The 21,674-nt window shown below is 73.0% G+C and carries 21 protein-coding genes and 2 pseudogenes; 12 read left to right on the plus strand and 11 right to left on the minus strand.

Features of this window, described 5'->3' with window-relative positions; genetic code table 11:
• Positions 1-102: 102 nt before the first annotated feature.
• From AB0B97_RS05355 to AB0B97_RS05385, 7 genes and pseudogenes are all read right to left on the minus strand, one after another.
• Positions 103-1,278 carry a hypothetical protein gene (locus AB0B97_RS05355; protein WP_357492032.1) on the minus strand — a complete coding sequence of 392 codons (1,176 nt, stop codon included), beginning with the start codon at positions 1,276-1,278 and terminating at the stop codon, positions 103-105.
• Positions 1,279-1,290: 12 nt separating this feature from the next.
• Positions 1,291-1,782, minus strand: a pseudogene (locus tag AB0B97_RS05360) (glycoside hydrolase family 27 protein); the annotation flags it as partial.
• 121 nt (positions 1,783-1,903) lie between these two features.
• Positions 1,904-2,362: pseudogene (locus AB0B97_RS05365) on the minus strand (glycoside hydrolase family 27 protein); the annotation flags it as partial.
• A gap of 46 nt (positions 2,363-2,408) precedes the next feature.
• Positions 2,409-4,496: an alpha-galactosidase gene (locus tag AB0B97_RS05370; RefSeq protein WP_357490863.1), complete on the minus strand. Its 2,088-nt coding sequence runs from the start codon at positions 4,494-4,496 to the stop codon at positions 2,409-2,411.
• Positions 4,493-5,314 (minus strand): carbohydrate ABC transporter permease, encoded by an 822-nt coding sequence (locus tag AB0B97_RS05375; RefSeq protein WP_234586631.1) that lies wholly within the window; start codon positions 5,312-5,314, stop codon positions 4,493-4,495. Before AB0B97_RS05375 ends, AB0B97_RS05370 begins: the two co-directional genes overlap by 4 nt.
• The gene (locus AB0B97_RS05380) at positions 5,314-6,228 is read right to left on the minus strand and encodes a sugar ABC transporter permease (RefSeq protein WP_357490865.1); all 915 of its coding nucleotides are present in this window, start codon (positions 6,226-6,228) and stop codon (positions 5,314-5,316) included. Before AB0B97_RS05380 ends, AB0B97_RS05375 begins: the two co-directional genes overlap by 1 nt.
• A 1-nt stretch (position 6,229) precedes the next feature.
• Positions 6,230-7,525, minus strand: a complete 1,296-nt coding sequence (locus AB0B97_RS05385) for an extracellular solute-binding protein (RefSeq protein WP_357490867.1) — start codon at positions 7,523-7,525, stop codon at positions 6,230-6,232.
• A 159-nt stretch (positions 7,526-7,684) separates the two neighbouring features.
• Between AB0B97_RS05385 and AB0B97_RS05390 the strand changes: the two genes are divergently transcribed.
• The 9 genes from AB0B97_RS05390 (at position 7,685) to AB0B97_RS05430 (ending at position 15,380) form a co-directional block, all read left to right on the plus strand.
• Positions 7,685-8,431 carry an SDR family oxidoreductase gene (locus tag AB0B97_RS05390; protein WP_357490869.1) on the plus strand — a complete coding sequence of 249 codons (747 nt, stop codon included), beginning with the start codon at positions 7,685-7,687 and terminating at the stop codon, positions 8,429-8,431.
• Between the two features lie 37 nt (positions 8,432-8,468).
• On the plus strand, positions 8,469-9,179 hold the full coding sequence (locus tag AB0B97_RS05395) for an FCD domain-containing protein (RefSeq protein ID WP_357490871.1): 711 nt from the start codon (positions 8,469-8,471) through the stop codon (positions 9,177-9,179).
• On the plus strand, positions 9,176-10,321 hold the full coding sequence (gene dgoD, locus AB0B97_RS05400) for a galactonate dehydratase (protein ID WP_357490873.1): 1,146 nt from the start codon (positions 9,176-9,178) through the stop codon (positions 10,319-10,321). The genes AB0B97_RS05395 and dgoD overlap by 4 nt, the downstream gene beginning before the upstream one ends.
• Complete coding sequence (locus AB0B97_RS05405) at positions 10,315-11,163, plus strand: hypothetical protein (protein ID WP_357490874.1); 849 nt, start codon at positions 10,315-10,317, stop codon at positions 11,161-11,163. Before dgoD ends, AB0B97_RS05405 begins: the two co-directional genes overlap by 7 nt.
• Entirely contained in the window at positions 11,160-11,780 is a 621-nt protein-coding gene (locus AB0B97_RS05410; RefSeq protein ID WP_357490875.1) for a bifunctional 4-hydroxy-2-oxoglutarate aldolase/2-dehydro-3-deoxy-phosphogluconate aldolase, read from the plus strand. Before AB0B97_RS05405 ends, AB0B97_RS05410 begins: the two co-directional genes overlap by 4 nt.
• Positions 11,777-12,718, plus strand: a complete 942-nt coding sequence (locus AB0B97_RS05415; protein WP_357490876.1) for a sugar kinase — start codon at positions 11,777-11,779, stop codon at positions 12,716-12,718. Before AB0B97_RS05410 ends, AB0B97_RS05415 begins: the two co-directional genes overlap by 4 nt.
• 21 nt (positions 12,719-12,739) lie before the next feature.
• The gene (locus AB0B97_RS05420; RefSeq protein ID WP_357490877.1) at positions 12,740-13,621 is read left to right on the plus strand and encodes an SMP-30/gluconolactonase/LRE family protein; all 882 of its coding nucleotides are present in this window, start codon (positions 12,740-12,742) and stop codon (positions 13,619-13,621) included.
• 100 nt (positions 13,622-13,721) lie between these two features.
• On the plus strand, positions 13,722-14,828 hold the full coding sequence (locus AB0B97_RS05425; RefSeq protein WP_357492034.1) for an L-dopachrome tautomerase-related protein: 1,107 nt from the start codon (positions 13,722-13,724) through the stop codon (positions 14,826-14,828).
• A gap of 33 nt (positions 14,829-14,861) precedes the next feature.
• On the plus strand, positions 14,862-15,380 hold the full coding sequence (locus tag AB0B97_RS05430; RefSeq protein WP_357490878.1) for a YetF domain-containing protein: 519 nt from the start codon (positions 14,862-14,864) through the stop codon (positions 15,378-15,380).
• 24 nt (positions 15,381-15,404) lie between these two features.
• Here the strand turns inward: AB0B97_RS05430 and AB0B97_RS05435 are convergent, their stop codons facing one another.
• Positions 15,405-16,160, minus strand: a complete 756-nt coding sequence (locus tag AB0B97_RS05435) for a dienelactone hydrolase family protein (RefSeq protein WP_357490879.1) — start codon at positions 16,158-16,160, stop codon at positions 15,405-15,407.
• A gap of 152 nt (positions 16,161-16,312) precedes the next feature.
• On the opposite strand from AB0B97_RS05435, the gene AB0B97_RS05440 reads away from it, so the two are divergent.
• From AB0B97_RS05440 to AB0B97_RS05450, 3 genes are all read left to right on the plus strand, one after another.
• On the plus strand, positions 16,313-17,275 hold the full coding sequence (locus tag AB0B97_RS05440; protein ID WP_357490880.1) for an SDR family oxidoreductase: 963 nt from the start codon (positions 16,313-16,315) through the stop codon (positions 17,273-17,275).
• 103 nt (positions 17,276-17,378) lie between these two features.
• Positions 17,379-17,783, plus strand: coding sequence for a hypothetical protein (locus tag AB0B97_RS05445; protein WP_357490881.1), 405 nt, complete (start codon positions 17,379-17,381; stop codon positions 17,781-17,783).
• Positions 17,780-18,229 (plus strand): SAV_915 family protein, encoded by a 450-nt coding sequence (locus AB0B97_RS05450; RefSeq protein WP_357490882.1) that lies wholly within the window; start codon positions 17,780-17,782, stop codon positions 18,227-18,229. The genes AB0B97_RS05445 and AB0B97_RS05450 overlap by 4 nt, the downstream gene beginning before the upstream one ends.
• Here the strand turns inward: AB0B97_RS05450 and AB0B97_RS05455 are convergent.
• From AB0B97_RS05455 to AB0B97_RS05465, 3 genes are all read right to left on the minus strand, one after another.
• On the minus strand, positions 18,190-18,318 hold the full coding sequence (locus AB0B97_RS05455; RefSeq protein ID WP_357490883.1) for a hypothetical protein: 129 nt from the start codon (positions 18,316-18,318) through the stop codon (positions 18,190-18,192). The two genes, AB0B97_RS05450 and AB0B97_RS05455, sit on opposite strands and share 40 nt — an antisense overlap.
• A 90-nt stretch (positions 18,319-18,408) precedes the next feature.
• Positions 18,409-19,089: a response regulator gene (locus tag AB0B97_RS05460; RefSeq protein WP_234586659.1), complete on the minus strand. Its 681-nt coding sequence runs from the start codon at positions 19,087-19,089 to the stop codon at positions 18,409-18,411.
• Entirely contained in the window at positions 19,086-21,638 is a 2,553-nt protein-coding gene (locus tag AB0B97_RS05465) for a DUF4118 domain-containing protein (RefSeq protein ID WP_357490884.1), read from the minus strand. The genes AB0B97_RS05460 and AB0B97_RS05465 overlap by 4 nt, the downstream gene beginning before the upstream one ends.
• Positions 21,639-21,674: the final 36 nt, after the last annotated feature.

Raw genomic sequence — 21,674 nt, forward strand, 5'->3', positions numbered from 1 at the left:
GGCGTGTTACCCTTCCGCGGGGGGTGGTGTCGACCCTCGCCAACCTCTACCGGGGGCCGCTGGCGGGGGGGGGCGGCGGGGGGGCCCCCCGCCACCGTCAGCTCAGAGGACGATCTGGTGCACCCGGTCGTCTCCGCCGCGCACCGCCAGCCAGGCGCTGCCGTTGGCGCCCGCGGCGGCCCCCGGGGCGCCCCGGAACGCGTCGGTGGCGAACTCGCCGCGACGGAACCAGCCGCCCCACGCCCCGTCGGTCAGGTTGCGCTGCCAGAGCCGGTTGTCGGCGGCCAGCGCGAACAGATAGACCCGCCCGGAGGTGGCGAGCAGCGTCGGGCTGCCGCTGGTGGTGCCGCCGAGGTTGGTCCAGGCCGACCAGGTGGCGCCGGTCCGGCTGCGCCACCACACCTCGTCGGTACGGCTGCGCACGGCCACGTGCAGCACGCCCGCGTCGTCGACGACAGCGCTCGGCCGGCCGTAGACCGGCCGGTCGTCGGGAGCGCCGACGCCGGTCCAGCCGCTGGTCGGGGTACGCGTCCACAGCTTGCCGTCGGCGCCACGGACGACGAGCGTCCACTGTGTCGGGCTGGTCCACGCCACCGTCGGCCCGTCGGTAAGCGTGCCGCCGAGGCTCTGCCACGGCCCCCAGGAGCCGCCGACGTAACTACGCTGCCAGGCGGCGTTGTCCGTGCCGCGGACGAACACGTCGATCCGACCGTTGGCCGAGGCGTACGCGGCCGGCTGGCCGAGGATCCGGCCACCGACCGGGCCGCCGAGCGACGTCCACGCGGTCCCCCACGTCGTACCGGAGCGGGTGTTGACGGCCAACGCGCCCTGCGCGTCGCGGACGAAGGCGGTGGCGTGCGTGTCGTCCACCCGCACCAGCGCGGGGCTGGCGCTGGCGGTGCCGCCGAGGTTGGCGCCGGCGACCTGCTCGGTGCCGGCGAGGCCGAGCATGGCCACCCCGTGCGCCGGGACGTCGACGGTGTACGAGCCGGTGAACGGCTGGACGCCAGCGGTGCCGGGCTGGGCGTCCACGTCGGCGCGGGCCCACAGGTCACGGACCCGGACGGCGCCGCCGAGCGCGACATCCGCGAAGGTCACCGTGATCTTCTGGGCGGTGTCGTGCCGGTTGAGCAGCGCGACCGCCCGCTTGCCGGGCCCGGTGAGCACCTTGCTCCACACCTGCGCGTCGGTGCCGGTGTCGGCGACCTTGACGCCCTGTCGGACCAGCGGGTCCTGGTCCACCGCGACGATCTCCGGGTTGGTCAACGCCGAGATCATCTCGCTCGGCAGACCACGCGGGTCGGAGCCGATCACCAGCGGCGCGGCCATGATGGCCCACATGCCGAGCTGCGTCTTGGACTCCTGGAGGCTCAGCTCGTACCCGCCGTCGGGCAGCGGGCGCATCGGCAGCAGGTAGTCCGGGTCGTTGTAGTGCCCCGGCCCGGTGGCCGCCGGGTGGTACGCGTTGACGTCCATGTTGCGCAGCACCCACGGGAACGCCCACTGCGGCGTCGGGTCGGTGAGCCCCACATCGGTGTACGTCCGCCAGGAGTCGGCGATGGTCGGCGCGTACGTGTAGCTCCAGGTGGAGAGCTGCTCCGGGGTGTAGGGGCCGCCGCCCCAGTCCGAGCTGACCGGGTTGCAGATGTTGAGCAGCATCGGCCGGGGCGACTGGCGTACCGCGTCGGCCAGCTCGCGGAACGTGGCCTCCGGGTCGAGACCGGCGGCCCGGCCACAGAGCCAGTCGGCCTTGAGGGCGTCGAAGCCCCAACCGGCGAACTGGGCGACGTCGGCCTGGTAGTGGCCGTTGCTGCCAAGCCCACACTGCCCCCGGCAGGTACGGCCCGGCGTCGGTGTAGATGCCGGCCTTCATGCCCCTGCTGTGGATGTACGCGGCCAGCGCGGCCATCCCGCCCGGGAAGCGGGCCGGGTCGGCGACCAGTTTGCCGGCCCCGTCGCGCGGGGTGGGCGCGGCCCAGTTCCCGTCGATCCAGACGTACGTGTACCCGGCGTCGCGCAGGCCGCTGTTGACCATGTGGTCGGTGACCGACCTGACTTCGGCCTCGGTGGGATCGCCACCGAGGCCGAAGTAGGTGTTCCAGCCCTGGTAGGGCGTCGGGGCGAGCCCACTGTCGAAGAACGTGGGTGCGCCCTGGTCCTCGGTCCCGGCGCTGGCCGGCGTGTGGCCGGGGCGACCGGGACCGTGACCAGCCTGCGGCCGGCCGGCCTGCGAAGGGCCGGCCAGCGGAGAGGTAGCGAGCGAAGGGTCGGCCTGCGGTGGGCCGGCCATGGCCGGCATGGGGCTGGCCAGGCCCAGGCCGAGCACGGCCAGGGCCGCGGTCAGCTGTCGGTTCAGGCGCATGGAGGTACTCCTGTCCCTCGGGGGTGGGGGTGGTGGTGCTCCGAGCTCAGTCGCGGGTCAGCACGATGAGGTCGGCGTCGTGGGTCGCGCTCCACTGCACGGGCAGGCCGACCGCGCCGAGGTGGCTGCCCGAGTAGTGCCGCTCGCCGTCGGAGTAGCGGGCCGCCGGATCGAGGCCGCGCAGCGGCAGCCGCACCGGGCGCGACGGCAGCAGGCCGGCGCCGTCGAGCCGGCCGGTGTGCCAGGCGAGGACGACCACCCGCCGCTGGTCCGGCGCGGTGTACTGCACGGCGCAGCGGGCCTGGTCGGGGCCGCCGATCAGGTGCACCTCGCCGGTCGTGACGACGTCCCGGATCTCCTTGTACCGGGCGATCCAGCCGGCCGCCTCGACCCGCTCGGCGGGGGTCCACGCCCGGATGTCCGCGCCGATGCCGAGCACCCCGGCCATCGCCAGCACGAACCGGAACGCCAGAGTTCGCGGCCGGGGATCGAACAGGCCGGGCGCGTCGGTGACCCAGGAGCTGAGCAGGTGCGGGGCGTTGGCGTGCAGGAAGCCGTACTGGATGGCCAGCCGGTCGAGTGGGCCGGTGTTGTCGCTGGGCCAGAAGACGTCGGCCCGGGCGGCCATCGCCAGGTCGGTCCGCCCGCCGCCACCAGCGCACGCCTCGATCAGCACGCCGGGATGGTCCCGGCGCAGCCGCTCGTAGATCCGGTGCAGGTTGGCGACGTGCGCGCCGTCCAGGTCGAGCGGGCCCACCCCGCCCGGCCGTCCCGGCTCGGTACGCGGACGGTTGAAGTCCCACTTCAGGTAGTCGATGTCGTACCGGCGCAGCAGACCATCCACAGTGGAGTGCACGAACTCGGCGACCTCCGGCCGGCCCAGGTCGAGCAGGTACTGGTTGCGGACCGGGGTGAGCGGACGACCGTCGACGGCGTACACCCAGTCGGGGTGCCGGGCGTAGAGCGCGGACTTCGGGTTGACGCACTCCGGCTCGACCCAGAGCCCGAAGTTCAGCCCGAGCGCCCGGACCTCGGCGATGAACGCGTCGAACCCGGCCGGGAACTTCGCCGGGTCGGGCGTCCAGTCGCCCAGCCCGGCCGTGTCGTCGTTGCGCCCGACGAACCAGCCGTCGTCCACCACGAACGTCTCCACGCCCAGCTCGGCGGCGATCCGGGCGAGCGCCAACTGGCTCTGCGCCTCGACGGCGAAGTAGGTGGCCTCCCACGAGTTGTAGAGCACCGGGCGCGGGGTGAGCCGGTCGGCGGCGAGCAACCGCTGGTGGGTGTGCCAGACCCGGGCCAGCCCGTCCAGGCCGTCCGGGCTGTACGCGCCGGTGACCACCGGCAGCGTCAGCGACTCGCCGGCGGCCAGCTCCAGCGGGCCGTCGACCAGCTGGCGGCCGGCCCGCACCCGGGTCAGCCCTCCGGTGTCCCGCTCGGCGCTGATCTCCCACGACCCGGTCCAGGCCAGTGCCATCCCCCAGGCCGGGCCGGTCGGCTCGGCGGTGTCCCGCACAGCCAGCCAGGGCACGTGCAGATGCCCGGGTACGCCCTGGGAGCTGCCGATGGTGAAGGTGCCGTGGCCCAGCTCGACGTGGGAGAGCTGGAACTCCTGCGCCCACTGCCCCCACTGGTGGCTGAGCAGCGCGCCGTGCGGTGTGGGCACGCAGAAGCCGCCCGACCCGGCGCGGACGACCCGCAGCGGGTTGGTGCCGTCGTTGCTCAGCTCGACCCACCGCTGCACCACGTCGGTGCCGGAGGGCACCCGGTAGTGCACTGTGGCGCGCAGCCCGGTGACCGGGTCGGCGAACCCGACGGCCAGCTCCCGCTGGTCGGCGTCGGCCACCGCTTCGGCGTGGCGAAAGGCCACCCGACGAGCCCCGGCGGAGGTCTCCACCACCAGGTCGGCGCCCGTGAACGGGCGGTCGGCGTCGGTGGCGTACTCGATGGCTGCGGCGTCCCCGGCGGTGAGGAACGGCACCGGGCCGTCGTAGGCGACCGGCGACGGGCCGTCGGAGACGCCGTGCGGCCCCCACGCGACAAGCTCCAGCCAACGGCCGTGCGCGGGCACGGCGACTGTGTACTCGGTGTGCGTGCCGCGCAACGTCCAGCGCTGCCCGGTCGCGGCGGTCACTTGACCGCTCCGAGCGCCAGACCGGAGACGAAGTGCCGCTGGAAGCGCAGGAACACCGCGACGGTGGGGACGGCCGCGATGACCGTGCCGGCGGCGATGACGTTCCAGGACGAGACGAACTGGCCCTGGAGGCCGAGCAGCGCCGGGGTGACCGGCATGTTGTCGTCGGTACGCAGCACGGTGATCGCCCAGAGCAGGTCGTTGAAGATCCAGGTGAAGGAGAGCGCACCGAGAGCTGCCAGCGCGGGCCGGGTCAGCGGCAGCATCACCTTCGTGAAGATCTGCGCGGTGCCGGCACCGTCGATCGTGGCCGCCTCCTGGATCTCGCCCGGCAGGTCCCGCATGAACCCGTGCAGGACGAACGTGTAGAAGCCGAGCCCGAAGCCGACCTGCACCGCGATCAGCGCCCAGAGCGTGTCGTACAGGCCGGTCAGCTCGCTGAACTTGGCCACCGGGATCAGCAGGATCTGCGGTGGCAGCAGGTTGCCGGCGAGCATCAACAGCAGGATCGTCCGCCGGCCGGGGATCCGGAACCGACTCAGCGCGAACGCGGCCATCGCCGCGAGGCCGAGGCTCAACAGCACCGACGGGACGGTGACCACCATGCTGTTGATCAGGGCCCGCAGCTCGCCGCCGTCGGTCCACGCCTGCCGGTAGGTGTCCAGGGTGAACGACCGGGGCAGACTGCCCACCCCGTGCGCGGCGATGTCGTCGAAGGACCGGGTGGACATCACCACGACCCAGAGCACCGGCCCGAGCCAGAGCAGCGACAGCAGGATCATGCCGGTGTGGAAGGCCCCGGTGCGCAGCTTGTTCATCACGCTTCCTCCCGGAACGCGCGGACCAGGTAGCCGAGGATGACCGCCAGCGCGAGCACGAAGATCACGACGGCGATCGCGGAGGCGTAGCCCAGCCGCAGGCTCTGGAACGCGGTCGAGTACATGTAGGTGCTCAGCAGCTCCGACGAGTGGTACGGGCCGCCCTTGGTGAGCGACCAGACGATGTCGAAGGACCGCAGCGAGTCGATCACGATGACCGAGAGCACCACCGCGTTGACCCCCTTGAGCTGGGGAATTGTCACGTGCCGCAGCCGCTGCCAGGAGTTGGCGCCGTCCATCCGGGCCGCCTCGTGCAGCGCCGGGTCGATGGCCTTGAGCCCGGCCAGGAACAGCACCATGACGTACCCGATCTGCCGCCACAGGGCGGGCAGGATCACCGCGTACAGGGCGGTTTGCGGGTCGGCGAGCCAGGGCCGGATCAGGCTCTCCAGCCCGACGGCCCGCAGCAGCGTGTCGGCGATGCCGTCGGGCTGGTAGAAGACCCGCCAGACCAGCGCGGTCACCACCAGCGAGAACACCACGGGAGTGAACAGCGCGGCCCGGTAGAAGCCGACCCCGCGCCGCTCCTTCTGCAGGACCAGCGCCATGCCGAAGCCGCCGAGCACGGACAGGCCGCCGAAGAGCACCAGCCAGATCACCGTGTTGACCAGCGCGCCCCGGAAGGTGGCGTCGCCGGCCAGCTCGACGTAGTTTTCGGTGCCCACGAAGGAGGGCGGCGACATGCCGTCCCAGCGGGTGAGCGAGAACCAGAAGCCCTGGAGCGCCGGCCAGAACACCCAGATGCTCTCGACCAGGAACGGCACCAGGACGAACGCCACCAGCAGCGGCGACAGTCGCGCCGACCGCCGCCGCCGGATGGGGGTGACCGAAGTCGTGGAGATCGTTGCTGTCACGTCAGCCCTTGAAGACCTTCTCGGCGCCGGCCTGCCACTCCCGCAGGATCGCGTCGATCTGGTCCGGCTTGTCGATGAACTTGGTCAGCGCGGTGTCCGCGGTCGGCTGGAGCGCGTCGCTGGAGTCGCGGTTGAAGAACTGGGTCAGCTCCTTGGCCTCGTCGAGCATCGCCTTGCCCTTGACCACCAGCGGCGAGTCGGACGCCTTGGCCTTCGGGTTGGCCGGCAGGACGATGCCGGAGCTGGCCTTGACGTAGGCCTCCTGCGCCTCGGTCGAGGCCAGGTAGGTGAGCAGGGCCCTGGTGCCGGTCGGGTTGGCGGTCTTCGCGCTGGCGAAGAAGCCGTCCGTCGGCGCCTCCTCGGCCAGTGGGACCGCCGGGTCGATGATCGGGAACCGGAAGAAGTCCAGGTCGCCGAGGGCGTCCTTGGGGGCGGCGTCGGCGAAGAACGTGCCGATCAGGAACATCCCCGTCTTGCCGGCCAGCAGGGCTGTGGTCGCCTCCTGGAACGGGTACGCCTTGCCCTTGGGGTCGAAGTAGGGCAGGGCCTCGCGCCAGCGGGTGAAGACCGCCTTGACCTTCGCGTCGTCGAAGCGCTGCTTGCCGGCGAGCAGCTCGCGGTGGAACTGGGCCCCGTTGATGCGGATGTTGAGGTAGTCGAACCAGGCCGAGGCGACCCACGGGGTGTCGCCGAGACCGATGCCGATCGGGGGGACGCCCTTGCTCTTCAACGTCTCGCAGAGAGCCAGGAAATCGGTCCAGGTCTTCGGCTCCTGCACGCCCCACTTGGCGAAGTTGGACTTGCGGTAGAAGAAGCCCCACCAGTAGTTGTTCATCGGCACGAAGATCTGCTTGCCGCTGGCGTCGGTGGAGAGCGTACGCAGCGACTGCGGGTAGTCGCCCAGTGACTTCCAGACGTCGGAGACGTCCAGCAGCAGGTTGCGGCTCGCGTAGTCGTTGGCTACCGAACCGGCGTACCAGGTGTAGAGGTCCGGCGGGTTCGCCGAGGTGAGGTACGTCGGGAGCTGGGTCCGGAAGGTCTCCGAGGCGATCGTGTTGAGGCTCGCCGTGCCCTTGCCCTGCGCGTTGAAGTTCGCGATCAGCTTCTCCATCGCCGCCTTGGCCTGCGGCGAGGAGAGGTTCGACTGGATGGTGACCGCGCCCGAGCCGTTGCCCGCCGCCGGCCCGCTGGCGGAGCTGGCGCACGCGCTGAGGAACGAGCTCGCGCCGAGCGCACCCAGGCCGGCGAGCCCGAGGTGGCCAAGGAATCGCCGGCGACCGGGGTCGAAGTCGCTCACGGTGGTGTCCTTCCTCTACGACACGCAGCGTTACGACGCGATGTGTCGGCCAGGTGAATGTGTGTGACCAGAAGGTTGCATCGGCCGTCGCCGGCTGTCAAGATATCTTCGTAATTAATGATTAGACGAGACCAAGGCGAGGGTCAGGTGGTTCAGCCTATGCGCCGGCTTGAAGGCAAGAACGCGCTGGTCACCGGTGCGATGGGTGGGATCGGCGCGGCCATCGCCCGACGGCTCGCCAGCGAGGGGGCGGCTGTCGCACTGCTCGACGTGGCCGACCCGACCCCGCTGGCCGAGGAACTGGCCGCCCGTGGCGACCGCGCACTGTCCGTAGTGGGCGATGTCAGCGACGAGGCCGACTGGGCAGCTGCGGTGACCGCCGTGCGGGCCGACCTCGGCCCGGTCGACATCCTCGTCAGCACCGCCTACGCCGTGCGGGTCGCCCCGGCCCACGAGACCAGCCGGCAGTCCTGGGACCACCAGCTCGGCGTCAGCCTCACCGGCTCGTTCCTCGGCGTCCGCGCCTGCCTGGACGACCTGCGGGCACGCGCGGGCGCGGTGGTGCTGATCTCCTCGGTGCACGCGCTGGTCGGGTTGCCCGGCCGGCCCGCGTACGCCGCCGCCAAGGGTGGCCTGGTCGCGCTCGGCCGCCAGCTCGCCGTCGAGTACGGCCCGCAGGTGCGGGTCAACACGGTGCTGCCCGGCCCGATCCTCACCGCCGCCTGGGCCGACGTGTCCGAAGAGGACCGTGCGCGCAGCATCGCCGAGACTGTGGCGAAACGCTTCGGCACCCCGGACGAGGTGGCCGCGACCGTCGCCTTCCTCGCCTCGCCGGACGCCGCCTACGTCACCGGCGCGAGCCTCGTGGTGGACGGTGGATGGACCGCGGTGAAAGCCTCGGCCTGAGAGATCGATACCGACCAGCGAGAAGGCCAGGAGAGCATTGGCACAGTACGCACGCCGCGGTGTCCACGGACAGACCGTCGAGGCGATCGCCCGTCGCATCCTCACCGGCGAGATCGCCGCCGGCGCGACCCTGAACATCGTCGCGCTCCAGGAGGAGTTCGACGTCAGCCTGACGGCGCTGCGCGAGGCGCTGAAGGTCCTCTCCGCCAAGGGCATCGTCGACGCCCGACAGAAGCGCGGCACCTTCGTCCGGCCTCGGGCCGACTGGAACCTGCTCGACGGCGACGTGATCCGCTGGCAGTTCGCCGAGGGCGCCGACCAGCGGTTGCTCGACCAGCTCCACGAGGTACGCGCCATCATCGAGCCCGCCGCCGCCCGGCTGGCCGCCAGCCGCGCGACCGAGGACGACGTGGCAGCCCTCGACCGGGCGCTGACCGAGATGGCCGAGGCCGACGGCGACCCCGCCGCCGCCGTCGCCGCCGACCTCGCCTTCCACCGCGCGCTGCTCGCCGCCACCCACAACGAGCTGCTGGAACGCATGGAGGTCGTGATGGAGACGGGTCTCGCCGAACGGGACCGGCTGGTGCACGGCGGCGCCGCGCACGACGACCCGGTGCCGAGTCACCGTGCCGTGGTCGACGCGCTGCGCGAGCGGGACGAGTCGGCGGCCGAGACCGCCATGCGTGAGTTGCTGGACAAGGCCGTCCGCGACGTCGAGAAGGCACGGGGACGAAGGGGCAGTCAGTGAAGATCGAGCGGATCGAGACGTTCCTGGTCGCGCCACGGTGGTTGTTCTGCCGGGTGGAGACCGACGACGGGCTCGTCGGCTGGGGTGAACCCGTCGTCGAGGGCCGCGCCGAGGTGGTGCGCAGTGCGGTCGAGGTGCTCTCCGAATACCTGATCGGTGCGGATCCCCTGCGCATCGAGCAGCACTGGCAGGTGCTCACCAAGGGTGGCTTCTACCGGGGCGGCCCGATCCTCTCCAGCGCGGTCGCCGGCCTCGACCAGGCACTGTGGGACATCGCCGGGCAGGCGTACGGCGCTCCGGTGCACGCCCTGCTCGGCGGCCCCGTCCGGGAGAAGGTGCGGATCTACTCCTGGATCGGCGGGGACGAGCCCGACGAGGTCGCCGACCACGCCGCCGCGCAGGTCGCCGCCGGCCTCACCGGGGTCAAGATGAACGCCTGCGGGCGGCTCTCGGCCATCCCCACCTCCGCCGAGGTCGACGCGATCGTCAACCGGGTCGCCGCCGCCCGGGAGGTGCTCGGCCCGGACCGGGACATCGCGCTCGACTTCCACGGCCGCGCCGGGATGGCCGCCGTACGTCGCGTCCTGCCCGAACTGGCCCCCCTGCGCCCGATGTTCGTGGAGGAGCCGGTCCTGCCCGACCAGGCCCACCACCTGCGCGACATCGTGGCCGGCACGCCGATCCCGGTGGCCACCGGTGAACGCCTCTACGGCCGATCCGAGTTCCTCACGCCGTTGCAGGCCGGGGTCGCCGTGGTCCAGCCGGACCTGTCGCACGCCGGTGGGATCTCCGAGGTCCGCCGGATCGCCGCGCTGGCCGAGACGTACGGCGCGCTGCTCGCCCCGCACTGTCCGCTCGGCCCGATCTCGCTGGCGGCCAGCCTCCAGGTGGCCTTCGCGACACCGAACTTCCTCATCCAGGAACAGAGCATCGGCATCCACTACAACGTGGGTTCCGAACTGCTGGACTACCTCGTCGACCGGGAGCCGTTCCGGTTCGTCGACGGGCACATCGCCCGCTTCGACCGGCCCGGCCTGGGCATCACCGTGGACGAGGCGGCGGTCCGCAAGGCCGCGCAGACCCCGCACACCTGGCGCAACCCGGTCTGGCAGCACGCCGACGGATCGTTCGCGGAATGGTGACCCGGTCGGTCCCGCTGCGCGTGGAGTACGACGCGGCGCACGGCGGCCGGTGGACCAGCCTGCGCGGCGGCGACCGGCAGTGGCTGTGGCGGGGCCCGGAGCCGGGCCGCCACGAGGTCCGCCCCGGCGACGCGTTCGTCGACGCCGGTGGGCTGGAGGAGTGCCTGCCCACCGTGCGCGGCGAGCCCGACCACGGCGAGGTCTGGTCCCGCCCGTGGCGAACCGTCGGCCCCGACACCGTGGTCATCGAGCGGCCGACGTTCACGCTGAGCCGGCGGCTCACCGACGACGGTGGCGTGGTGGTGGCCGACTACCGCCTGACCGCCGACCCCGGTTACCGCTTCGTGTGGGCCGCGCACGCCCTGCTCGGCCTCTCCCCCGACGCCTACCTCGACGCGCCCGCCGGCACGCCCACCCGGCTGCACCCGGAGGCCGCCGCACTCCTGTCGCCGGGCACCTGGCCCACCGACGCCCCCTGGCTCACCGGGGCGTGGCCCTCCCCCGCCGGGCTGACGCTGGACACCTTCGGCGCGGACGACGGCACGGCCGTCGGCGCGGTGCTGCTCGACTGCCCACGGGTCCAGGTGATCGACGGCGACGACCGGCTGAGGATGGAGCTGGAGTGCGACGGCCAGCCCCGCAGCACCGCGCTCTGGCGCAACCTGGGCGGCTGGCCGCAGGACTGCCCCTACCGCAGCATCGGCGTCGAGCCGATGCTCGGCAGCGCCTTCGACCTGGCCGACGCCGGTCCGGCCGACGCGGCGGTCGTCCCACCCGCTGGCGAGGTCACCTGGCGACTCACCATCTCCGCCCACCGCATCCACCGAGGACATTCGCGATGAACCTGCTCGACGAGCTGCGTACCCACCGGTTGCTGGCCATCGTGCGCGGCCCGGACCCGGCCGCGGCGCTGACCGCCGTGCTCACCCTGGCCGAGAGCGGCGTCGCCCTGGTCGAGGTCTCGCTGACCGGCGCCGACGCGCTCGGCATCATCCGACGTGCCCGGGCCGCCCTCGGGCCCGACTTCGGCCTGGGCGCGGGCACCGTGCTCAGCGCGGACGACGCCCGGGCGGCCGCCGAGGCCGGCGCCGGCTTCCTCGTCACCCCTGCGGTGGCACCGAGCGTCACCGAGGCCGCCCGACTCGGGCTGCCGGTGCTCGCCGGGGCGCTCACCCCCACCGAGGTCGTGCAGGCCGACAGCGCCGGCGCCACAGCCGTCAAGCTCTTCCCGGCGTCCCTCGGTGGGCCCGACTACCTGGGCGCGCTGCGCGACCCGTTCCCCGGCACCGCGTTCGTGCCGGTCGGTGGGGTCGACGCCGACGGCGCGCGACGCTACCTCGACCGGGGGGCCGTGGCGGTGGGCGTCGGCTCACCGCTGCTCGGCGACGCCGTCCGCGGCGGTGACCCGGCGGCGCTGTGCGAGCGCGCCGCCGCATTCCTCGCGGCGGTACGGCAATGACCGACCTGCTCACGCTCGGCGAGACGATGGCGGCCTTTCGCACCACCGGCCCGCTGCGGCTGGGCGGCACCGCCGGGATCTCCGTCGCCGGGAGTGAGTCGACGGTGGCCATCGGGCTGGCCCGGCTCGGTCACCGAGCCGCCTGGATCGGTGTCACCGGCGCCGACGAACCGGGCGAGCTGGTCCGCCGGACGCTGCGCGCCGAGGGCGTCGACCTGACCTGGTCCCGCGTCGACCCGGCCGCGCCGACCGGGCTGATCCTCTTCGAGAACCGGGTCGCCGACATCAACCGGGTCACCTACCACCGCGCCGGCTCGGCCGGCTCCCGGCTGGGCCCGGCCGACGTCACGCGCGCCTTCGACGCGCCGGGGCCGCCGCCCCGGCTGCTGCACGTCACAGGCATCACCTGCGCGCTGGGCGCCGGGCCGTACCAGGCGGTCGTGGCGGCCGTACGCCTGGCGCGCGCGGCGGGCAGCACCGTCTGCCTGGACGTCAACCATCGCAGCCGGCTCTGGTCCACAGGTGAGGCCGCGGCGGCGCTGCGACAGCTGCTGCCCTCGATCGACCTGGTCGTCGCCTCCGACGACGAACTGCCGGTGCTGACCGACGCGTCCGACCCGGTCCCGGCGCTACTGTCGGCCGGCGTGAGCGAGGTCGTCGTCAAGCACGGCGGCGACGGAGCGACAAGCCACCGCGCGACCGGCTCGATCCACCGGCCGGCCCGGACGGTGCCGGTGGTGGACACCGTCGGCGCGGGCGACGCCTTCGTGGCGGGCCTGCTCTCCGGTTGGCTGGACGGCGCGGACGCCTCGGCCCGGCTGGACCGGGCGGTCACCACCGGCGCGTTCGCCGTCGCCACCAGGGGCGACTGGGAGGGCCTGCCCGACCGGGCCGAGCTGGGGCTGCTCGACCACGGCCCCGGCGGTACGGTCCGCTGACGATCCCCGTTAAGGAGCACCATGGAGCTGACCGAGCCGACCGTCTGGAGCACCGACCGGCTGGAGTTGGGTGAGGGCCTGCGCTGGGTCGACGACCGGCTGGTCCTGGTCGACCTGCTGGCCGGACGACTGTTGGAGACCGACGGCGACGCTCCGACCCCGCTGCGGGAGCTGCGCCGCCTCGACGTGCCGCTCGGCGCGGTCGCCCCGGTGGTCGACCGACCTGGCGAATGGCTGGCCGCCGCCGGGACCGGCGTCACGGTGCTGCCCGCCAGCGGCGACCCCCGACCGGTGGCCGAGCTGGTGGACGACGCGCCCGAGCCGACCCGGATGAACGACGCGGTCGCCGACCCGCACGGCCGCTTCTGGGCCGGGAGCATGACGTACGCGATGGTGCCCGGCGGTGGCACGTTGTTCCGCCTCACCCCGGGCGCCGCGCCGGTCCCCGCGGTGACCGGGCTGACCATCCCGAACGGGCCGGCGTTCGACGCGGCCGGCACCACCATGTATCTGGCCGACACCCCGCGCGGCGAGATCGACAGGTTCACCGTCGACCCGGCCACCGGTGCCCTGCACGGGCGGGAGCCGTTCCTGCGGCTGTCCTCCGCCGACGGCGGCCCGGACGGCATGACGCTCGACGCGGCCGGCCACCTCTGGATCGCGCTGTGGGGCGGCTCGGCGGTACGCCGCTACCGGCCCGACGGCACCCTCGACACGGAGATCCGACTGCCGGCCCGGCAGCCGGCCGGCATCTGCCTGGGCGGCCCCGACCTGCGGCGACTCTTCATCGGCACCGCCCGGGTGGGGCTGGACGCGGCGGGCCCGCAGGACGGCGCGCTGCTCGCGGTGGACGTCGAGGTCCCCGGTCTGCCCGCCGCGAGGGCCGGCGCACCAGTGAGCTGATCGGAGGCATATCGGACGCCCGGGCGGGAAGAACCGCACCCGAGTGCGGTAACAGCCGACGGGTGGGGAGCGAGCCGATGAGCAGCGCTGGGTGGACGTCATGAACGGGCCGGTCGGCGACGAGCCGCTCGGCGAGCTGGAGCTGGTGCACACGTTCACCGGCCCGATGCCGACCGGGGTGAGCGTCTCGCACCGGGGTCGGATCTTCGTCAACTTCCCGAAGTGGGGTGACGAGGTGCCGGCCACCGTCGTCGAGCTGCGCGACGGCCGGGAGGCGCCCTACCCCGACCAGGCGTGGAACGACCCGTCCGGCGACGACGACGCGGGCGCGTTCGTCTCGGTGCAGAGCATCGTGGTGGACCCGGCCGACCGGCTCTGGGTGCTGGACACCGGCAGCCCGATGTTGCAGCCGACCAAGCCGGGCGGGCCGAAGCTGGTCCGGATCGACCTGGACACCGACACGGTCGCCCAGGTGATCACCTTCCCGGCGGACGTGGCGCTGCCGACGACGTACCTCAACGACGTCCGCTTCGACCTGCGCCGGGGCGAGGCGGGGGTCGCCTACATCACCGACTCCGCGTTCGCCGGGCCGAACGGGATCATCGTGGTGGACCTGGCCAGCGGGGCCTCCTGGCGGAGGCTGCACGACCACCCGTCCACCAAGGCGGAGCCGCTGACGTCGTTCCGCCCGGTGGTCGAGGGCCGGCCGTTCCTGGAGCGGCCGGCCGACGGGCCGCCGAAGCCGGTGGGCATGGGCTCCGACGGCATCGCCATCTCCGCCGACGGCACCCGGCTCTACTACTGCCCGTTGGCGTCCCGGCGCCTGCACAGCGTCTCCACCGAGGCGCTGGCCGACCCGAGCGCCACCCAGGAGGCGGTCGCCGCGACTGTTGTCGACGAGGGCGACAAGGGCAGCGCCTCGGACGGGTTGGAGAGCGACGACGCGGGGCGGCTCTACCTCACCGCGTACGAGCACAACGCGGTGCTGCGTCGACTGCCGGACGGCGCGTACGAGACGCTGGTGCACGACCCGCGACTGCTCTGGCCGGACACCATGTCGGTGGCCACCGACGGGTACCTCTACGTCACCGCCAACCAGCTGCACCGGCAGCCGCAGTACCAGCGCGGCCAGGACCTGCGACGCAAGCCGTACGCCCTGTTCCGCACCCGCATCGACGCCGGCCCGGTGCTGCTGCGCCGCGGGTAGGCATGCCCGCCCGGGCGGCGGGTAGGCCGCCTGGTGGCCGACTGGCAAGAGGTGTTCGTCCCGGACACCCCGCTGTTGGAGATCGTGGTCCGCGGCAGCGTCATGTACCTCGCGCTGTTCATCCTCCTGCGGGTCATCCTCAAGCGGGAGAGCGGCACCACAGGCGTCACCGACCTGCTGGTCATCGTGCTGCTCGCGGACGCCGCGCAGAACGGCATGTCCGGCGGCTACCACTCGGTCACCGACGGGGTGCTGCTGGTCGGCGTGATCATCGGTTGGTCGTACCTGCTGAACGCCGTCGCCTACCGCTGGCAGGCCGCCGCCCGGCTGATCCGGCCCGGGTCGCTGGTGCTGGTGCGGGACGGGGAGGTGGTCCGGGCCAACATGCGCCGCGAGCTGATCACCAACGAGGAGCTGCACACCCTGCTGCGACAGCAGGGTGTCACCGACCTCTCCCACGTCCGCGAGGTGCGGATGGAGCCCGACGGCCGGTTCAGCGTCACGACGCGTACGCCCGGCCGGCCGCGCGACGACCTCGACGGGGGCGGCTGACCGGGGCGCAGCGCGACGTCTGCGTCAGCTCGCCGGCAGGCTGCGGTCCAGCAGGTCGAACAGGGCCGCCCAGTGGCGCTCGGTGGCCTGCTCGTCGTACGCCGGGGTGTCGGCCATGGTGTAGCCGTGGTGCGCGCCCGCGTACACCTCGGAGCGGTAGCGCACCCCGGCGGCGTCGAGCGCCTTCTCCAGCGTGGCGATCTGCTCGGGCGTCATCGACTGGTCGGCGTCCGCGTGGCCGAAGTACACCTCGCCGGTGATCGAGCCGACGCCACGGTGGGGGCTGTCCGGCGCGTCGGTGACGATCCGCCCGCCGTGGAAGCTGGCCATCGCGGCGATCCGGTCCGGGTGCGCCTCGATGGCCCGGAGCGCGTTGGTGCCGCCCATGCAGTAGCCGGTGATCGCGACCGGGCCCGGCCGCACGTCGTCGCGGGCCGCCAGGAAGTCGAGGTACGCGGCGGTGTCCCGGCTGATCACCTCGGGGGTCAACGCGCCGATCAGCGGCATGATCTTCTCGAAGATCGCGCCGCGCTGGTCGGCATCGCCGAGTCGGGACAGGTCGAACAGGGGTGCCCGGCCGGCCCGGTAGAACAGGTGGGGCGTCAGCACCAGGTAGCCGCGTTCGGCGATCCGCTCGGCCATCTCCGCGAGGCGGGGCCGAGGCCCGAAGGCATCCATGAACAGCAGCACCGCCGGGAACGGGCCGTCCCCGTCCGGTCGGGTGAGGCTTGCGTCCGCGATCCCGTCGCCGGTCGAGATGTCCACCGTCGTCGTCTGCATCGAGCCTCCTCGTACGCCGATCTTGGTCCGTTCGGAACGTTACTCGCCACGCCGGCGTGCCCGACACCGGTCCGCCAGCCAGGGACCGCCGATCCCTGGACAAGGTCACCCTGGGCGCCGGGCGACGATCGACCCAGGGTTGTGCGTGACCGATGAAGGACACCGTCGACCTGGAGGTTGTCGTGCTCGACGAGACAGTTGGGGACCTGACCGGGAAGCTCGCCGTGGTGACCGGCGGCAGTGACGGGCTGGGTCTCGGCCTGGCCACCCGGCTGGCCCGAGCCGGCGCGGAGGTGGTGCTGCCGGTCCGCAACCCGGCCAAGGGCGACGCCGCGCTGGAGGCCGTACGGGCCGCCGTGCCGGACGCCACCGTGTCGACCCGCAAGCTGGACCTCGCCTCACTGGACTCGGTGGCCGCGCTGGCCGACGCGCTGCTCGGCGAGGGGCGGCCGATCCACATTCTGATCAACAACGCGGGTGTCATGGCGCCGCCCACCCGACACACCACGGCGGACGGCTTCGAGCTGCAGTTCGGCACCAATCATCTCGGCCACTTCGCGTTGACCGGGCGGCTCATGCCGCTGCTGACGGCCGGGCGGGCGCGGGTCACCACCATGGCGAGCAGCGCCGCCCGCTCCGGTCGCCTGGACTGGGACGACCTGCAGAGCACCCACCGTTACGGCGCGGTCCGCTCGTACAACGCCTCCAAGCTGGCGGCGCTGCACTTCGGGCTGGAACTCGAGCGTCGCGGTCGAGCCGGCGGCTGGGGCATCGTCAGCAACGTCGCCCACCCCGGCACCACCATGACCAACCTGTACGCGTCCGGCCCCAACCTGGGCCGCAGCAGGCCCTCACCGCACCACGCCGTCATGAAACGGTTGAACCGTTGGGGTCTCCTGGTGCACTCGGTGGACGCGGGGCTGCGGCCCGCCCTCTACGCGGCGACCAGTCCGCTGGCGCAGGGTGGCCGGTTCTACGGCCCGGACGGCCTGGGGCAGTTCACCGGGGCGCCGACCGAGTTGGCCGTCTACCGCTCGGCGCGCAGCACGCAGGACGCGGCCCGCCTCTGGGCCGTCTCCGAACAGCTGGTGGGTGTGCGGTTCCCCGCCAACTGAACGGGGTCCGGGCGTGTGAAGGCGGCGTCAAGAATTGGCGGTGGCCCGTCGAAACGGCGTATCGACGGGCGCTGCGCCACGGTCCGGCGGACACGATGGGCCCATGAGTCCTTGGCGGATGACACGCTGGGAACGCGGGAACCTGCCACCCCGCACCGACGACAGCTTCGCTGAGCCTGCGACCGGGCCGGCCGAGCCCGAACGACGACACGAAGCGCTGGTCAGCGTCCGACTCGGCCCGTCCGCCCCCGGCAGTCACCTGGTGGAGTACCTGCGGCACGAGCCGTGCGCCGTCGCCGCGTGGTGGATCGCCGCCGACGTCGACGCGGTGGTGCGGCTCTCGGCGGACAGCATGACAGTGCTGCACCGCGCGGTGGCCGACCTGCGCCGCCGCGCCGGGGTCGAGGTGGTGGTGGCGCACTCCATCCTGCGCGCGCTCGACCTGGCCGCGCCGCCGGGTCGACGTACCCCGGACGACGCCCCGGCGTGGATCGCATCCGCCGCATGAGCCGCGACGCCGTTGCCCGACGAGCCGTGCCGGGCGCACGAGTGGAAGAGATCACCGCGACCGGGCACGCGGTGCCGAGAACCTACGCCGTTCCGGTACGGGAGCTGCCGGGACGGATGATCGGCACGGTGCGGACCGGCCGGTCGCCACAGGGACAGCGGGTGGGCATCGCGTTCACCCGACCCGAGCTGCTGGTCGCCGCGATGGGAGCGGACCAGCCGTGGGAGACGCTCTGCGAGTCGGCACTACGCGGCATGCTGCGCCCGCTCGGCATCGACCGGATCCAGGTCGACCCGCTGCTGGTGGCACCGGCGCTCGACCCCGGGGTCGGCGACCGTGCGGCACCCACCGCGCCGGCGGTCCTCGTCGGCACGCCGCCCGGGGAGGACCCGACCGCACCTCCCGCTCAGGCCGGCACGAAGCGCACCGCGTCGGCGACCACGTAGCCGTCGGTGTTCTCCGTACGGATGAGCACGCTCCCGTCGCTGCCCGCCGTGAACGGGTACGTCCCCAGCGGCACCCAGGCGGGCTCCATCAGGGGTAACCGGAGGGGGACGGTTACAGAAGCACGCCGCTGCCGCTGCGGTACGAAATTCTTCAATCTCCGCCGGCGGGTGTCGACGGGTCAGGGGCGGTAGCGGTAGCCCATCCCCGGCTCGGTGATGAGGTGGCGGGGGCGGGCGGGGTCGTCCTCCAGCTTGCGTCGCAGCTGGGCCAGGTACTGCCGCAGGTAGTTGGTCTCGTTCTGGTATTCGGGGCCCCACACCTCCTGCAGGAGCTGACGTTGGCTGACCAGCTTGCCGGGGTGGCGCAGCAGCTTCTCCAGCACGCTCCACTGCGTCGGGGTCAGCTTGACCTCGGTGTCGTCGTCACGCCAGACGCGGTGGTCGGCCAGGTCGACGGTGTGCCGGCCGATCCGCAGCGCCGGCACGGCCTCGGTGGGGCCGCCGAGCCGCCGGGTCACCGCGCGGATGCGGGCCAGCAGCTCCTCCACCCCGAACGGCTTGGTGACGTAGTCGTCCGCGCCCGCGTCCAGCGCGGCGACCTTGTCCTCGCTGCCGGCCCGGCCGGAGAGCACGATGATCGGCACGGCGGTCCAGCCGCGCAGGCCACGGATCACCTCGACGCCGTCGATGTCGGGCAGGCCGAGGTCCAGGACCACCAGGTCGGGCGGGTGGCTGGCGGCGGCCTTCAACGCGGCGGCCCCGGTCGCGGCGACGTCCACGTCGTACCGGCGGGCGCGCAGGTTGATCCGCAGGGCCCGCAGGATCTGCGGTTCGTCGTCGACGACCAGGATGCGGGTCATTCCTGCGGCTCCTCCGGGCTGGTCTGCGCGGCGGCGGGCAGCCGCAGCACCATGGTGAGCCCACCGCCGGGCGTGGTCTCCGGGGTGATGCTGCCACCCATCGCCTCGGCCAACCCCCGGGACAGGGCGAGCCCGAGGCCGACGCCGGTCTGGTTGTCCCGGTCGCCGAGGCGTTGGAACGGCAGGAAGACGTGCTCCCACTGGTCCTCCGGGATGCCCGGCCCCCGGTCGATGACCCGCAGCTCCACCTGGCCGGCGTGCGCGCTCGCGGTGACTGTGGGGGGCTGGTCGGGCGGGCTGTAGCGCAGCGCGTTGGCGATGACGTTGACCAGCACCCGTTCCAGCAGGCCCGGGTCGGCGGTGGCCGCCGGCAGGTCGGCCGGGATGTCCGTGGCGACCGTCGCGGCCGCCGGGCCAAGTTCGTCCAACGCCAGGGGTACGGCGTCCTCCAGGCCGATCGCGGTCGCGGAGATGCCCAGCACACCGGCCTGGAGGCGGCTCATGTCCAGCAGGTTGCCGACCAGCCGGGCGAGCCGGTCCAGCGACTCCTCGGCGGTCTCCAGCAACTCCTCGCGGTCGGCCTCGTCGAACTCGATGTCGTGGCTGCGCAGGCTGGTCACGGCCGCTTTCGCCGAGGCCAGTGGCGTACGCAGGTCGTGGCTGACCGCGGCGAGCAGTGCGGTGCGCATCCGGTCGGCGGCGGCGAGGGGCCGGGCGGTGGCGGCTTCCTCGGCGAGCCGTTCCTGGCGCAGCGCGACGGCGGCCTGGGCGGCGAACGCCTCCACGATCCGCCGGTCGGCGGCCTCCAGACGCCGGCCGCTGAGCACGACGGTGATCCGGTCGTCGACGGGTACCGCGGTCTCGCCGCCGTCTGGTGTGCAGGCGGGCTGTTCGCCGACGCTCGCCACGACGCACCAGGCGTGCTCCTCGCGGGCCCGGTCGGGGCGGCCGCTGGCCTCCTCGGCCAGCTCCAGCACGCTCACCGCGCGCAGCCCGAAGGTCTCCCGAAGCTGGTCCAGCAGGGCGGGCAGGGGACGTTCGCCGCGCAGCACACCACCGGCGACGGCGGCGAGGGTCTGCGCGTCGGCGGCGGCGCGCGCGGCCTCGCGCGTACGTCGGGCGGCCACGTCGACGATCCAGCTCACGGCGAGCGCCACACCGACGAAGACGGCCAGGGCGAGCAGGTTGTCGGCCTCGGCGATGGTCAGCGTGCGGTACGGCGGGGTGAAGAACCAGTTGAGCAGCAGCGACCCGCCGAGCGCGGCGATCAGCGCCGGCCACACCCCGCCGACCAGCGCGACCCCGACGACCCCGGCGAGGAACAGCAGGATGTCGTTGGTCAGCGTCAGGTCGGGCAGGGTCCTGAGCAGCAGGGTGAGCAGCGGCATGCCGAGCACCGCCAGGCCGAAGCCGAGCAGCCGGCGGCGGCGGGACAGCGCCGCCGGCACGGCCGCCGCCCGGCGTCCCTTGCCGGCCTGCTTGTGGCTGACCAGGTGCACGTCGATCGAGCCGGAGAGCGCGGTGGTGGTCACCCCGACGCCCCGGGCGAAGATCTGCGCGAGGCGGCCCCGCCGGCTGGCCCCGAGCACCAGCTGGGTGGCGTTCACGCCCTGGGCGAAGTCGAGCAAGGCGGCCGGCACGTCGGTGCCGAGCACCTGGTGGTACGTGCCGCCCAGGCTCTCCACGAGCACCCGCTGACGGGCCAGTTGGGCGGGATCGGCGCCGGCCAGACCGTCGCTGCGGGCCACGTGCACGGCGAGCAGGTCGGCGCCCTTGCTGCGGGCCGCGACCCGGGCCGCCCGGCGGATCAGCGTCTCGCCCTCCGGGCCGCCGGTCAGTGCCACCAAGACGCGTTCGCGGGCCTCCCAGGTGGCGGCGATGCCCTGCTGGCTGCGGTACCTGTCGAGCTGCTCGTCGACCTTGTCGGCCAGCCAGAGCAGCGCCAGCTCGCGCAACGCGGTGAGGTTGCCGACCCGAAAGTAGTTGCCGAGCGCCGCGTCGATCTTGTCGGGTCGGTAGATGTTGCCGTGCGCCATCCGGCGGCGCAACGCCTCCGGGGTCATGTCGACGAGTTCGACCTGCTCGGCGGCGCGGACGATCTCGTCCGGCACGGTCTCCCGCTGGGTGGTGCCGGTGATCTGGGCGACGACGTCGTTCACCGACTCCAGGTGCTGCACGTTCACCGTGGACAGCACGTCGATCCCCGCGTCGAGCAGTTCCTGGACGTCCTGCCAGCGCTTGTCGTGCCGGGAGCCGGGCACGTTGGTGTGCGCCAGCTCGTCGACCACCGCGATCTCCGGCCGGCGGGCCAGGACGCCGTCCACGTCCATCTCGGTGAACTCGGCGCCCCGGTAGGTCATCGCACGGCGGGGCACCTGCTCCAGGTCGCCGAGCATCGCGGCGGTGTGCGGGCGGCCGTGGGTCTCCACGAAGCCGATCACCACGTCGGAGCCCCGCGCGGCCCGCCGCTGGGCCTCCTCCAACATGGCGTACGTCTTGCCGACGCCGGGAGCGGCCCCGAGATAGATGCGCAGTTCTCCGCGTGGCACGGGAACCATCCTCCCTGGTCAGATCGGCGGGCGGGG

It is taken from the genome of Micromonospora sp. NPDC049004 (genome assembly GCF_040649315.1).
Taxonomy (GTDB): Bacteria; Actinomycetota; Actinomycetes; order Mycobacteriales; family Micromonosporaceae; genus Micromonospora.